General features: G+C 71.0%; 15 protein-coding genes and 3 pseudogenes. 13 read left to right on the forward strand and 5 right to left on the reverse strand.

Translation table 11 applies throughout. The features are described from left to right. Window positions 1–46: 46 nt before the first annotated feature. Window positions 47–388 carry a histidine triad nucleotide-binding protein gene (locus AB0K14_RS12205; protein WP_360453089.1) on the forward strand — a complete coding sequence of 114 codons (342 nt, stop codon included), beginning with the start codon at window positions 47–49 and terminating at the stop codon, window positions 386–388. Here the strand turns inward: AB0K14_RS12205 and AB0K14_RS12210 are convergent. Beyond that, window positions 385–1,164: a GNAT family N-acetyltransferase gene (locus AB0K14_RS12210; protein WP_360453282.1), complete on the reverse strand. Its 780-nt coding sequence runs from the start codon at window positions 1,162–1,164 to the stop codon at window positions 385–387. The two genes, AB0K14_RS12205 and AB0K14_RS12210, sit on opposite strands and share 4 nt — an antisense overlap. A gap of 146 nt (window positions 1,165–1,310) precedes the next feature. On the opposite strand from AB0K14_RS12210, the pseudogene AB0K14_RS12215 reads away from it, so the two are divergent. The 6 genes and pseudogenes from AB0K14_RS12215 to AB0K14_RS12240 form a co-directional block, all read left to right on the forward strand. After that, window positions 1,311–2,024 (forward strand): annotated as a pseudogene (locus tag AB0K14_RS12215) (PhoH family protein); the annotation flags it as partial. Window positions 2,025–2,600: 576 nt separating this feature from the next. Next, window positions 2,601–2,834 (forward strand): annotated as a pseudogene (locus AB0K14_RS12220) (LAGLIDADG family homing endonuclease); the annotation flags it as partial. Window positions 2,835–3,104: 270 nt separating this feature from the next. Next, window positions 3,105–3,470: pseudogene (locus tag AB0K14_RS12225) on the forward strand (PhoH family protein); the annotation flags it as partial. A gap of 5 nt (window positions 3,471–3,475) precedes the next feature. Continuing rightward, complete coding sequence (ybeY, locus tag AB0K14_RS12230) at window positions 3,476–4,030, forward strand: rRNA maturation RNase YbeY (RefSeq protein WP_360453092.1); 555 nt, start codon at window positions 3,476–3,478, stop codon at window positions 4,028–4,030. Window positions 4,031–4,043: 13 nt separating this feature from the next. Continuing rightward, window positions 4,044–5,342 carry a hemolysin family protein gene (locus AB0K14_RS12235; RefSeq protein ID WP_360453285.1) on the forward strand — a complete coding sequence of 433 codons (1,299 nt, stop codon included), beginning with the start codon at window positions 4,044–4,046 and terminating at the stop codon, window positions 5,340–5,342. Next, window positions 5,335–5,667: a cytidine deaminase gene (locus AB0K14_RS12240; protein WP_360453095.1), complete on the forward strand. Its 333-nt coding sequence runs from the start codon at window positions 5,335–5,337 to the stop codon at window positions 5,665–5,667. The genes AB0K14_RS12235 and AB0K14_RS12240 overlap by 8 nt, the downstream gene beginning before the upstream one ends. Window positions 5,668–5,673: 6 nt before the next feature. Here the strand turns inward: AB0K14_RS12240 and AB0K14_RS12245 are convergent, their stop codons facing one another. The 3 genes from AB0K14_RS12245 to AB0K14_RS12255 all read right to left on the reverse strand — a co-directional run bounded on the left by AB0K14_RS12245 (window position 5,674) and on the right by AB0K14_RS12255 (window position 8,048). Continuing rightward, the gene (locus AB0K14_RS12245; protein ID WP_360453098.1) at window positions 5,674–6,528 is read right to left on the reverse strand and encodes a C39 family peptidase; all 855 of its coding nucleotides are present in this window, start codon (window positions 6,526–6,528) and stop codon (window positions 5,674–5,676) included. Between the two features lie 173 nt (window positions 6,529–6,701). Continuing rightward, window positions 6,702–7,589, reverse strand: a complete 888-nt coding sequence (locus AB0K14_RS12250) for an ester cyclase (protein ID WP_360453101.1) — start codon at window positions 7,587–7,589, stop codon at window positions 6,702–6,704. Between the two features lie 18 nt (window positions 7,590–7,607). Next, window positions 7,608–8,048, reverse strand: coding sequence for an ester cyclase (locus AB0K14_RS12255; protein WP_360453104.1), 441 nt, complete (start codon window positions 8,046–8,048; stop codon window positions 7,608–7,610). A 152-nt stretch (window positions 8,049–8,200) separates the two neighbouring features. Here AB0K14_RS12255 and era point away from each other — a divergent pair, with 152 nt between their 5' ends. The 6 genes from era (at window position 8,201) to AB0K14_RS12285 (ending at window position 11,935) form a co-directional block, all read left to right on the forward strand. After that, the gene (gene era / locus AB0K14_RS12260) at window positions 8,201–9,097 is read left to right on the forward strand and encodes a GTPase Era (protein ID WP_360453107.1); all 897 of its coding nucleotides are present in this window, start codon (window positions 8,201–8,203) and stop codon (window positions 9,095–9,097) included. Window positions 9,098–9,116: 19 nt separating this feature from the next. Continuing rightward, window positions 9,117–9,869 carry a DNA repair protein RecO gene (gene recO / locus AB0K14_RS12265; protein ID WP_360453109.1) on the forward strand — a complete coding sequence of 251 codons (753 nt, stop codon included), beginning with the start codon at window positions 9,117–9,119 and terminating at the stop codon, window positions 9,867–9,869. A 65-nt stretch (window positions 9,870–9,934) separates the two neighbouring features. Next, window positions 9,935–10,753, forward strand: a complete 819-nt coding sequence (locus AB0K14_RS12270; protein WP_360453112.1) for an isoprenyl transferase — start codon at window positions 9,935–9,937, stop codon at window positions 10,751–10,753. Further along, window positions 10,754–11,182 (forward strand): YbjN domain-containing protein, encoded by a 429-nt coding sequence (locus tag AB0K14_RS12275; RefSeq protein WP_360453115.1) that lies wholly within the window; start codon window positions 10,754–10,756, stop codon window positions 11,180–11,182. After that, a complete protein-coding gene (locus AB0K14_RS12280; RefSeq protein WP_360453117.1) occupies window positions 11,182–11,454 on the forward strand; it encodes a hypothetical protein in 273 nt (90 codons plus the stop codon). The genes AB0K14_RS12275 and AB0K14_RS12280 overlap by 1 nt, the downstream gene beginning before the upstream one ends. Window positions 11,455–11,584: 130 nt before the next feature. Beyond that, the gene (locus AB0K14_RS12285; RefSeq protein WP_360453119.1) at window positions 11,585–11,935 is read left to right on the forward strand and encodes a DUF4333 domain-containing protein; all 351 of its coding nucleotides are present in this window, start codon (window positions 11,585–11,587) and stop codon (window positions 11,933–11,935) included. A gap of 9 nt (window positions 11,936–11,944) precedes the next feature. Here the strand turns inward: AB0K14_RS12285 and AB0K14_RS12290 are convergent, their stop codons facing one another. Then, on the reverse strand, window positions 11,945–12,595 hold the full coding sequence (locus tag AB0K14_RS12290) for a class I SAM-dependent methyltransferase (protein WP_360453122.1): 651 nt from the start codon (window positions 12,593–12,595) through the stop codon (window positions 11,945–11,947). Window positions 12,596–12,663 lie beyond the last annotated feature (68 nt).

Consider the following 12,663-nt stretch of genomic DNA (forward strand, 5'->3'; position numbering starts at 1 on the left):
AACGCTCAGGACGGCGTGACCGGCCGGGTGGGTAGCCTGCGGAGCCATGTCCGACTGCCTGTTCTGCCGCATCGTCGCCCACGAGATCCCGGCGACCGTGGTGCACGAGACCGACACCACGCTGGCGTTCCGCGACATCGCCCCCCAGGCGCCGACGCACGTCGTGCTCGTACCCAAGGTGCACGCCCCGGACGCCGCGGCACTGGCCGCCGCCGCGCCCACCGTGCTGGACGACCTGTTCCTGGCCGCGGGCGAGGTGGCCAAGTCCGAGGGCGTCGCCGACAGCGGCTACCGGCTGCTGTTCAACACCGGCGCGGACGCGGGCCAGACCGTGTTCCACGCCCACCTGCACGTGCTCGGCGGACGGCCGCTCGGCCCCCTCGCCTAACCCAGCGCCTGCATCACCGGCGCGTGCAGCCGCGCACGGTCGCCTCCGAGCGCACCCCGCACCATCAGGTCGACGGTCGCCCGGGGCACCACGCCGTGCGCCTCCAGCCACGCCGCCAACGCCGGGTCCCGCACGTCCACCCGCACCGTCGCGCCCACCGCCAGGTCCGCGATCAACTCCGCCGCCCGCCCCGCCGACGGCGCCACCACCGGCCCGATCATCGACACGGCCCCGTTCCGCCACATCGCCGCGAACCCGTCGTCGGCCACCCTGACCTGCGACGCGAACCCGAACAGCTGCTCCCACACCGCCGACCGGTCGGCGCCGAACACCTCGGCGTCGACCGCCACCACCTTCGCCCGGTCACCGGCCTCCAGCGGCCGCGACGTGCCCGACGCCGTCCCGCGGAACGCCCCGACGTGCGCGGTCACCGAACCCACCGAGCGGAACCCGAGCTTCTCGTACAGCGGCTTGCCGTACGAAGTCGCGTGCAGCGACACCACCGGCGTGCCCGCGAACGCCAGGGCGTGCTCCACCAACCGCCGCCCCAACCCGCGCCCACCGTGACCGGTCGCCACCAGCACCATGCTCACCGCCGCGTGCTCGTCACCGAATCGGGTGACGATCGTGGTGCCGACCAGCGCACCACCGTCGAACAGCCCGAAACCGGTTCCAACCCGCAGCAGGAACGCCCACTTGGCCGACTCCTCGGGCCACCGCCGGTCCGACGCCAGGCGGACGCACGCGGGCAGGTCGTCGGGGGTCAGCACGCGCATCGTCACCACGACGTCGAGTACACCCGCCGTGTCCAACCCGTTTCTTACTCCGGTGCGGACTGTCGGTGGGGACGGCTAGCATCGAGCCGGTAGGTCGAATTCACCAGAGCACGGCGCGAACGCGCAGGAAGAGGGCCCGAGGCCACGTGGCCGGTACCGCTGACAACACGCCGCAGGCAGCAGCCACCACCGCGGCCGACGCCCAATCCAAGTTCGCCGTGCCCGACGGCGCGGTGCTCGCCCTGCTCGGGTCGCGTGACGAGAACCTCCGGCTCGCCGAGGAACTGCTGGTCGCCGACGTGCACGTGCGCGGCAACGAGATCACGCTCTCCGGCCAACCGGCCGACGTGGCGTTCGCCGAACGCGTCTTCTCCGAACTGGTCACGTTGGCCAGCCGCGGTCAGCAGGTCGGCCAGGACACGGTCCGCCGCACGGTCGCGATGCTGTCCGCCGGCACCGCGGAGTCGCCCGCCGAGGTGCTCAGCCTCGACATCATCTCCCGGCGCGGCCGCACCATCCGGCCCAAGACGCTGAACCAGAAGCACTACGTGGACGCGATCGACCAGAACACCGTGGTGTTCGGCATCGGGCCCGCGGGCACCGGCAAGACCTACCTGGCCATGGCGAAGGCCGTGCAGGCGCTGCAGGCCAAGCAGGTGAACCGGATCATCCTCACCCGGCCGGCGGTCGAGGCGGGCGAGCGGCTGGGCTACCTGCCGGGCACGCTCTACGAGAAGATCGACCCGTACCTGCGCCCCCTGTACGACGCGCTGCACGACATGGTCGACCCGGAGTCGATCCCGCGCCTGACCCAGGCGGGCACGATCGAGGTCGCCCCACTGGCCTACATGCGTGGTCGGGCACAACCGGTGTTCACCAACGTGCTGACGCCTGAGGGCTTCCGGCCCATCGGCAGCCTCCAGGTCGGTGACCTGGTCGTCGGCTCGAACGGCGAGCCCACGCCGGTCCTCGGTGTCTACCCACAGGGCGTGAAGGACATCTACCGGGTGATGGCCCAGGACGGCGCTTCGACGCTGGCGTGCGGCGACCACCTCTGGACGGTGCGCACCAGGTCCGATCGCCGCCGCAACAAGCCGTGGCGCGTCCTGGAGACCAAGGAGATGATCGGCAACCTCCGCGCCGCCCACGCGCGCCGGTACGAGTTGCCGCTGCTCAGCGCCCCGATCCGCCACCCGGAGCGCGAGGTCCCGATGGACCCGTACGCCTTGGGCCTTCTGCTCGGAGATGGTTGTCTGACCGGATCGACCACACCTTCTTTCGCAACCGACGACCCCGAGTTGGCGGTCGCGCTCCAGTCGGCTCTGCCCGGTGTCGCGGTCAAGTGGAAGGACCGGGTGAACTACACCCTCAACCGGGTGAAGTCGCCGGGTGATGTCGTCACGTTGGAGAACCCCGTCACCGGGGCACTCCGGGCGATGAGCCTGCTGGGCACACGTTCGCACACGAAGTTCATCCCGGAGATCTACCTCGTCAACACGGCCGAGGTGAGGCTGGCGCTGCTCCAAGGTCTGCTGGACTCCGACGGCGGACCTGTCACGCAGGCCGGGCGCACCTGCCGTATCCAGTACACGACCACATCCACCCAGCTCAGGAACGACGTCGTCCGCCTGGTCCGGTCGCTGGGCGGTGTGGCCTACTCGCGCACCCGCGTGGCGGAAGGAAGGCAGCCGGGCTTCGCGAACGGTCGGTCGGTGGGCTACACCCACGACGCGCACGTCGTCGACATCCGGTTGCCCGAGGGTGTCGAGCCCTTCCGTCTCGCACGCAAGCGGGAGAAGTACCGCGCGGCGGGTGGCGATGGGCGTCCCATGCGGTTCATCGACAGCATCGAACCCGCGGGCCGGACGGAGGCGGTGTGCATCCAGGTGGCCGCGGCGGACTCGCTGTACGTCACCGAGGACTACCTGCTGACGCACAACACGCTGAATGACGCGTTCATCATCCTGGACGAGGCGCAGAACACGACGCCCGAACAGATGAAGATGTTCCTCACCCGGTTGGGCTTCGGCTCGAAGATCGTGGTGACCGGCGACGTCACCCAGGTCGACCTGCCCGGTGGGCAGCGCAGCGGGTTGAAGGTCGTCCGGGACATCCTGGAAGGCGTCGAGGACGTCCACTTCTCCATCCTGACCAGCAGCGACGTGGTCCGTCACCGGTTGGTCGCGGACATCGTGGACGCCTACGAGAAGTGGCAGGTCGAGCAGGACGAAGGTGACGCGGCCGACCAGCACCAGCACCACGCCGGACCCGGTGCGAGGTCACGCGGGCAACGCCGGGGACGATAGGCGCCGTGAGCATCGAGATCGCGAACGAGTCGGGCGTGCACGTGGACGAGCCGTCCATCGTCGCCGCCGCCCGGTTCGCCCTGGACCGGATGGGCGTCAGCCCGTTGGCCGAGCTGTCCGTCCTGCTGGTGGAGCTGGACGTGATGGCGGACCTGCACCAGCGCTGGATGGACCTGCCCGGCCCGACGGACGTGATGGCGTTCCCGATGGACGAGCTGGACTCGGCGCGGCGCCCCGACGCGGCGGGCCTCGGCCCGGCGCTGCTCGGCGACATCGTGCTGTGCCCGGACTTCGCCAAGGACCAGGCCAAGAAGGCGGGCCACAGCCTGCTGGACGAGCTGCACCTGCTGACCGTGCACGGCGTGCTGCACCTGCTGGGCTACGACCACGCCGAACCGGCCGAGGAGCGGGAGATGTTCACGCTGCAGAACCGCATCCTGGGCGACTTCCGCACCGCGGCGGCCGAGGCGGAGCGCAAGTCGGCGCAGCGCGAGGCCGACTCGAAGCTCCTCGGGGCGGTCGGCCTGGAAGACGCGGACCGGCCCGAGCCGACAGCCTGAGGCGGGCGAGGTGATAGGCAGTTCCGCCGGCCTGCTGGTGCTGGCCGTGGTGTTGGTGTTGTCGGCCGGCGCGTTCGCGGGTGTGGACGCGGCGCTGGGCACGGTGTCACGGGCGCGCGTCGAGGCGTTGCAGCGGCAGGGCCGGGCGGGTGCCGGGCAGCTGATCCAGCTGCTGGCCGACCGGCCGCGGCACGTGAACCTGCTGCTGTTGCTGCGCCTGGGCTGCGAACTGGCGGCGACGGTGCTGGTGACCGTGGTCTGCCTGGGGCTCATCACCACCGACTGGGTGGCCATGCTGGTCGCCGGGCTGAGCATGCTCGTGGTGTCGTACGTGCTTGTCGGCGTGGGTCCGCGGACGATCGGCAGGCAGCACCCGTACGCGGTGAGCCTGTTGGCGGCCGGCCCGATCCGGGTGCTCGGCCGCGTGCTGGGGCCGTTGAGCAAGCTGCTGATCCTGGTCGGCAACGCGATCACGCCGGGCAAGGGCTTCCGCGAGGGCCCGTTCTCGTCCGAGGTCGAGCTGCGCGAGCTGGTCGACATGGCGCAGGAACGCGGCGTCGTGGACGAGGGCGAGCGGGAGATGATCCACTCGGTCTTCGAGCTCGGCGACACGATCGCGCGCGAGGTGATGGTGCCGCGCACCGAGATCGTGTGGATCGAGCAGACCAAGTCGATCCGCCAGGCGCTGGCCCTGTCGCTGCGCACCGGGTACACGCGGGTGCCGGTGATCGGGGAGAGCGTCGACGACATCGTCGGCGTGGTGAACCTCAAGGACCTGGTGCGGCTGACGTTGGCCGAGGAGCCGAACGGCACGTCGGTCGCGGAGGTGATGAAGCAGGCGTCGTTCATCCCGGACTCGAAGCCCATCGCGGACCTGCTGCGGGAGATGCAGCTGTCCCGCAACCACCTGGCGGTGGTGGTGGACGAGTACGGCGGCACGGCGGGGCTGCTCACCATCGAGGACATCCTGGAGGAGATCGTCGGTGAGATCACCGACGAGTCGGACACCGACGACCGGCCGCCGGTGGAGCACCTGACCGACGGTTCGGTGCGGGTCAGCGCCAGGTTGCCGGTGGACGACCTGGACGCGTTGTTCGGCACGGAGCTGGACGACCACGAGGTGGAGACCGTCGGCGGCCTGCTGGCCCAACGCCTGGGTCGCGTGCCGCTGCCGGGCACGGAGGCCGAGATCGCGGGCCTGCGGATGCGGGCCGAGGGCGGCAAGGACGAACGCGGGCGGATGCGCATCACCACGGTGCTGGTGCGTCCGGCGAACAACGGCGACAACAGCGAGGGGACCAGCGGTGAGTGACCTCGACCCCGAGGACCAGAAGATCGTGACGCTGGCGCGTTCGGCGCGGGCCCGCACGGGCGCGGCGGAGGGCGCGGCGGTCCGCGACACCGATGGCCGGACCTACGCGGCCACCACCGTCGCGCTGCCGTCGCTCAAGCTGACCGCGCTCCAGGCGGCCGTCGCGGCGGCCGTGTCGAGCGGGGCCGAGGGCTTGGAGGCGGCGGCCGTGGTCACTGCGGCGGGTGCCGTCGACGGGGATTCGCTGGCCGCTGTCCGGGACTTGACCGCCGGCGCGCCCGTGCTGCGCGCCGACGCGTCCGGTGTGGTGCAGGAGACCGTGTAGGCGCTCTCAGAGCAGCACGCCCGCGCGGCCGAGGTCGTGGTTGAAGTACGCCGAGAGGGTCGACGCGGACGCCCGGTGGACGATCGCCTGCGAGGCGGGGTCGAGCACCAGGTAGTCCCCGTCGTACCCGGCGACGGTGAGGAAGTGCGGCACGTTGCGGCCGGACCACGGCAGGCTGACCATGTTGCCCGCCATGATCGCCGGACGGCCGTTGCGGACGTGGGTGAGCACCCGGTTGAGGTCGTGGAACACCACGGTCGCGCTCACGCCGTTGCGCGCCAGGGCCAGCTTGACGTCGGACTCGTTCGTGCCGAACTTGTTCGGGTCGTTCCACGTCGGGTCGTAGCCCATGTCGGACCGCGCGCGGTTGATCGCGTCCACCGGGCGGCTCGCGTTCCACGACCGCGGCGTCACGCCCGCCGCGAGCAGCGCGGACACCACGCTGGCCGGCCCGCAGTCCTCGCCCTGGTTGGGCTGGCCGTGGAACTGCGACACCGGCACCAGCCGCCCCGACTGGGTGCCGCAGTCCGGCACGCCCGGGATCCGGTAGTCGTAGCCGGTGGCCATGTAGGCGTCGGCGAGGTAGCCGCGCAGCGCGGGCACGTAGTCCCACAGGTCGCTGGTGAACCCGCGCGTGTTGGTCACCGACTGGCCGCGCACCTGGCACGAGATGTCGACCCGCTGCCCGTCCCACACGAGGCCGAGCGACGAACCGGCCGAGGTCGGCGCGGACCGGACGTTCAACCCGTCGCCGTCGGTGTTGCCGACCGTGGCGGGTGCCGCCGACGCGATGCCCGCGCCACCGACCAGGGTGGTCGCCACCAACACGGGTAGGAGCAGGGAGCGGAGCAGTCGCTTCACGGGTGCCTCCACGCGGTTACCGGCTGATCACGAGGGGTGAGAGTCGGTCCTGCGGTAGGAGGTTCCGCGCTGCACGACGGCGACTTCGTGGTCACGCAGGCGGCGGTTCGTTCCCCGGCGGGCGAGGAACGTGATCGTCGGGGAACGAACCGCCGCGTGCGCGACCGCGCGGGTCAGGCCGGCGGGCCGGCCAGGCCGAGCTGCGTCAGCATGCTCAGGTTGTCGGTGTAGGTGTTGAACTCGGTGATCTTGCCGTTGCGGGCCCTGAAGAAGAACGAGCCCCGGAAGGTGCACTCCCGCCCGGTCGGCGCGACGCGCCGGCCACCGCCGAGGTCCAGCTCGCCGGTGTTGGTGCCGTGGAACTCCAGCTCGCCGGCCACCGCGTCGTCGCCGACGATCCGGTTGGTCACGCGCAGCCGCATGTCCGGGAACGCGGTCCGCCAACCCCGGAGGTACGCGCGCGCCGAGTCCCGGTCGCGGATCGGTTCCGGCGCGGTGTCGTCGATCCACACGAAGTCGTCCGCCAGCGCGTCGACGAAGGCGTCGACGTCGCCCCGGTTGAACGCGTCGTTCTGCTGGTCGTCCAGGCGGGTGAGGTCGGCCGCGGTCATGCCGCCCCCCTCGTGCGCGGGGCCGTCCGGGGCGGTGAGCTGGGTCATCAGCCCGAGGGAGTCCGGGTGGGTGTGGAACTCCCTGATCTTGCCGTGCTCCGTGCGGATGAACACCGTCGCGCGGGTCGAGATCTTCTTGCCGGTCGGCGGGATGCGCTGGTCGCCGAAGTCCAGCGGGCCCCGGTTGGTGCCGGTGAACTCGACCTCCGAGGCGATCGAGTCGTCCCCGATGACCCGGTTGATCTCGCGCATGTGCATGTCCGGGAACGCGGTGAACCAAGACTCGGTGTACCGGCGCGCCTCCTCACGGCTGCGCATCGGCGTCGGCCGGGTGTCGTCCACCCACTCGAACTCGTCCGCGAACAGGCTGAGGAACGCGTCCGGGTCGTGGCGGTCCCACGACGCGATGCCCGCGTCGTCCAGGCGTGCGAGCTCTTCCTTCGTCGTCATGTTCCCTCCTGCGGACGGTCAGGCCGGTGCGGACGAACCCGCGAGGCCGAGCTGGCTCATCATGGTCAGGTTGTCGGAGTGGCTGTGGATCTCCTGGATCTTGCCGCCGCGGGCCTTCATGAAGACGTTCACGCCCGCGCTGATCTTGCGGCCGGTCGGCGCCAGCCGGGTGCCGCCCATGGTGAGCGGCCCGGTGTTGGTGCCCTTCAGCTCCAGCTCGACGGCCATGCCGTCGTCGCCGATCACCCGGTTCTTCTCCTGGACCCGCATGTCGGGGAACGCGGTGAACCAGGACTCGGCGTACCGGCGTGCCGCGTCACGGGAGTGCAGTGGCTTCGGCTCCATGTCGTCGATCACCACGCAGTCCTCGGTCAGCAGGTTCGCGAAGCCGTCCGCGTCGTGCTGGTCCCAGGCTTGGACGCACGCTTCTTCCAGGCGTGCGAGGTCGTTCGTTGGCATCTCAGCCTCCTCGTCGAGGTGCTCGATTGCCCCATCAGGCTCCGCCCGTTCGCCCGTTCGCACTAGTGTCGTAGGTCACATCTTTTCGGCCTGGGTGTGCGGACCACCCCCACCCGCGCGGTGGATCCGGGGTGACCGGGGACAATGGGTGGATGGATGGTTACCGCTCCGGGTTCGCGTGCTTCGTCGGCCGCCCCAACGCAGGCAAGTCGACGTTGACCAACGCGCTGGTCGGGACCAAGGTCGCGATCACGTCGAGCAAGCCGCAGACCACCCGCCACACCATCCGGGGCATCGTGCACCGCGAGGACGGCCAGCTGGTCCTCGTGGACACCCCCGGCCTGCACCGGCCGCGCACCCTGCTCGGTCAGCGCCTCAACGACCTGGTCCGGGAGACGTGGACCGAGGTGGACGTGGTCGGGTTCTGCGTGCCCGCCGACCAGAAGGTCGGCCCCGGCGACAAGTTCATCGCCGCCGAGCTGGAGAAGATCGCCAAGCGGACCCCGGTCATCGGCATCGTCACCAAGACCGACCTGGTCGGCCAGCAGCAGGTCGCCGAGCAGCTGCTCGCGCTGCAGAAGGTGATGGACTTCGCCGACCTGATCCCGGTCTCGGCCGTGGACGGCTACCAGGTCGACGCCCTGGCCGACCTGGTGCTGGGCAAGCTCCCCGAGGGGCCGGCCCTGTACCCGGACGGCGAGCTGACCGACGAGCCGGAGCTGACGCTGGTCGCCGAGCTGATCCGGGAGGCCGCGCTGGAGGGCGTGCGCGACGAGCTGCCGCACTCGATCGCCGTCGTGGTCGAGGAGATGCTGCCCCGCGAGGGCCGCGACGACCTGGTGGACATCCACGCCAACGTGTTCGTGGAGCGCCCGAGCCAGAAGGCGATCATCCTGGGCCACCGCGGCGAACGCCTCAAGCAGGTCGGCATCACCTCGCGCAGGCACATCGAGAAGCTGCTCGGCACGCGCGTCTACCTCGACCTGCACATCAAGATCGCCAAGGACTGGCAGCGCGACCCGAAGCAGTTGCGCAGACTGGGCTTCTAGGAAGGCTGGGGTTGCGGAGGTGGCGAACCTCTACCGGGACACCGGGGTGGTCCTGCGGGTCCAGAAGCTCGGCGAGGCCGACCGGATCATCACGCTGCTCACCCAGAAGCACGGCAAGGTGCGCGCGGTGGCCAAGGGCGTGCGCCGCACGTCGTCCCGGTTCGGCGCGCGGGTGGAGCCGTTCGGGCACGTCGACGTGCAGTTCTACCCCGGCCGGTCGCTGGACGTGATCACCCAGGTGGAGACGCTGGACGCGTTCGGCGTGGTCCTGGTGGACGACTACCAGCGCTACACCGCGGGCTGCGCGGTGCTGGAGACCGCCGACCGGCTCACCCCCGAGGAGGGCGAACCCGTCCTGCGGCTGTACCTGCTGGTCACGGGCGCGCTGCGGGCGCTGGCGGCCAAGGAGCGGGACGCCTCGCTCATCCTCGACGCCTACCTGATGCGGGCCATGGCGTTCGCGGGCTGGGCACCGGCGGTGGACGAGTGCGCGCGTTGCGGCGACCCCGGCCCGCACAAGGCGTTCAACGTGCACGCGGGCGGCATGGTGTGCCCGCGGTGCCGCCCACCGGGCAGCGCCTCGCCGTCGGCCGACACCCTGCGCCTGCTCACCGCGCTCCTGCACGGCCGGTGGGACGTGGTGGACGGCATACCCGTGGTCGCGCGCCGCGACGCGAGCGGCCTGGTCGCCGCGCACTTGCAGTGGCACCTCGAACGGCAGCTGCGCTCGCTGCCGTTGGTCGAGCGAAAGGCGCAGCCGACCGACGGTTAGAGTCGCCTGCCGCACGAAAGCCCTCCCGAAACGCCTTCCGCAGTCCACCCCCTGAGAGGACAGCCATGCTCCGCCGACGGCGGGTCGAGCGCGTCCAGCGCGTTCCCCGACCCCCGGAACCGCACCCCACCGGCGCCACGCCCCCGGTGCTGCCCGCCGACCTCGTGCCCCAGCACATCGCGATCGTGATGGACGGCAACGGCCGCTGGGCCAACCAGCGCGGCCTGTCCCGCATCGAGGGGCACAAGCGCGGCGAGGCCGTCGTGGTCGAGGCCGCCAAGGGCGCCATCGAGATGGGCGTGAAGTGGCTGTCGCTGTACGCGTTCTCCACCGAGAACTGGCGGCGCAGCCCGGAGGAGGTCCGCTTCCTCATGGGCTTCAGCCGTGACGTGATCCGCCACCGCACCGACGAGCTGGACGAACTCGGTGTGCGGGTGCGGTGGGCGGGCCGCCGGCCCAGACTGTGGCGCAGCGTCATCAAGGAGCTCGAAGTCGCCGAGGAGCGCACGAAGGACAACGACGTGCTGAACCTGGCGATGTGCATCAACTACGGCGGGCGGGCCGAGATCGGCGACGCGGCGCGGGAGATCGCCCGGCTGGCCGCGGCGGGCGAGCTCAACCCGGAGAAGGTCGACGAGCGCACCCTCGCCAAGCACATGTACCAGCCCGACATGCCGGACGTGGACCTGTTCATCCGGCCGTCCGGCGAGCAGCGCACCTCGAACTTCCTGCTGTGGCAGTCGGCGTACGCGGAGCTGGTGTTCCAGGACATCCTGTGGCCGGACTTCGACCGGCTGGACCTGTGGCGTGCCTGCGAGGCGTTCGCCATGCGCGACCGGCGCTTCGGTGGCGCCGTGGACAAGCCCGACGTGGAGGATTCTTAAGTGACCGACCTGGACGCCAAGGTGACCGCGGAACTGCTCACCGCGGCCCGCGAGGCGTTGGAGATGTTCCACGAGGTGCACGTCGACGACGACGGCGCGCTGAGCTTCCAGCACGCCGAGGTGCCGTGCGCCGTGCAGGCCATGCGGCTGGCCGAAGGCCTGACCGTGCTCAGCCTGACGTGCGTGGTGGCCTGGGACCTGCCCGACGACGGGAAGCTCGCCGTGTCCGCCGCCGAACGCGCGGGTCAGGGCCTGTTCGGCACCCTCGGCGTCGTGCGCACCGAGCGTGGGATGGATGTGACGTTGCGCTACGCGTTCCCGGCCGAAGGGCTCAAGCCGGAGCCGTTGAGCACGCTGCTGATGTTGGTCGTGTCCACTGCCTCGCAGCTGCGCAACGAGCTGCTGGCCGGAACCGGGGACGGTGCCTGATGGCTGGTGTGATCGTGTACGAGCCCGACGACGAGTCGGACGTGGAGGGCCTGCCGTGGGCCATCACGTTCGAGGCGTCGGCGGGGGAGGAGTGGGCCTCGTTCGTGTGCGGGCCCTACGAGCGGGACTTCGCGGTCAAGCTGGCCGAGGAGGTGCTGGGCGCGAGCCGCGGCGTGACCGCCGTGGTCGAGCCGCTGCTGCCCGTGACGGAGGCGGTGGACGTGCTGGCCACGATCGCCGAGCTGCGTGACGAGGAAGAGGTGTCGCAGTAGTCGCCGGTCCGTGATCCCCCGCTCGCTCGCCGTGGCCGGTCCCCGTCGGTGACCGGTCACGGCGAGCGGCGTTCGGCACAGCTCGATCACGACACCGGTGCATTCGCGTCCGATCGACTACAGAGGACGCATGTCGAGCTTCTTGCGCCTGACGACGGCGGTGTCCACCGCGGTGCTCGCGGTCTGCGCCGTGGTCGTGACGGTCCACCTGCTCTCCGGCGGCGCCGTCCGGGTCGAGCAACTGCGCACCTTCGACGCGCTGGAGCTGTCCACGAGCGTGGCCGCCAGGGTGAAGGAGCAGTACCCCGGCACGGGCCTCGACTGGACCTCCAGCCCGCCGCCCTGCCCGGCTTCCGTGGCGATCAAGGAAGGCGTGACGTTCACCTGCACGTTCCGCGACGACGACAAGAGCCGGCAGGTCCGGGTGGTCGTGAAGGACACGTTGAGCGGCGAGCTCGAGGTCAGCGCCCCGACCTCGTGACCGGGGCTCCTACCCGTCCGCTTGCTCCAGCACCTCGTAGCCGACGAAGGTGAACATGCGCGCGCCCGTGGTCAACGGCCGTGGTTCGCCCCGGAAGCGGTGTGCGCCGGCGCCGTAGTCCTCGGCCGGGTCGGACAGCCAGCGGCGCTCGAAGCCGCGGTCCTCGAACCAGTCGCAGATCGTCGGCACGAGGTCCGGTGCGCCGCGGTGGCGGGTCCAGACGACGGTGCCGCCGGTCGCGCACAGCTGCGCGCAGTGCTCGACGGTCCGCTCGACGTCCTCGTCGGTGATGTTGCCGAACACGCCGCAGACCAGCACGAGGTCCGCCGGCGCGAGGTCCCGGTAGTGGTCGGTGAGCGAGGCGTCGGCCGTCAGCACCTCCACCCCGGTCAGGCCCGCCGCCCGGGCCGCCGCCTCGGCGACCGCCGCGTTGCGCGGGTCCAGCTCCACCAGGAGTGCTCGGACATCACCCCGCCGGGGATGGTCGGCGAGCACCTCCAGCAGGTCACGCCCCTGGCCCGCGCACAGGCTGAGCACCCGCAGCGGGCCGGGCGGGCTGTCGTCCAGCGCGGCCCGGACCTGCGCCTGGACGGCTCGCAGCCGCCGCGCCAGCCCGGAGTCGGGCCGGTCGTAGTCGCCGTGCCACTCGTGCCAGTCCACGGCACGAACCTACCGGCGGTGGCGGTCCGGTGGCCGGCGGTCGAAATCCCGACGTAGGTCGGTGAGCC

Source organism: Actinosynnema sp. NPDC050801 (assembly GCF_040673975.1).
Taxonomy (GTDB): Bacteria; Actinomycetota; Actinomycetes; order Mycobacteriales; family Pseudonocardiaceae; genus Actinosynnema.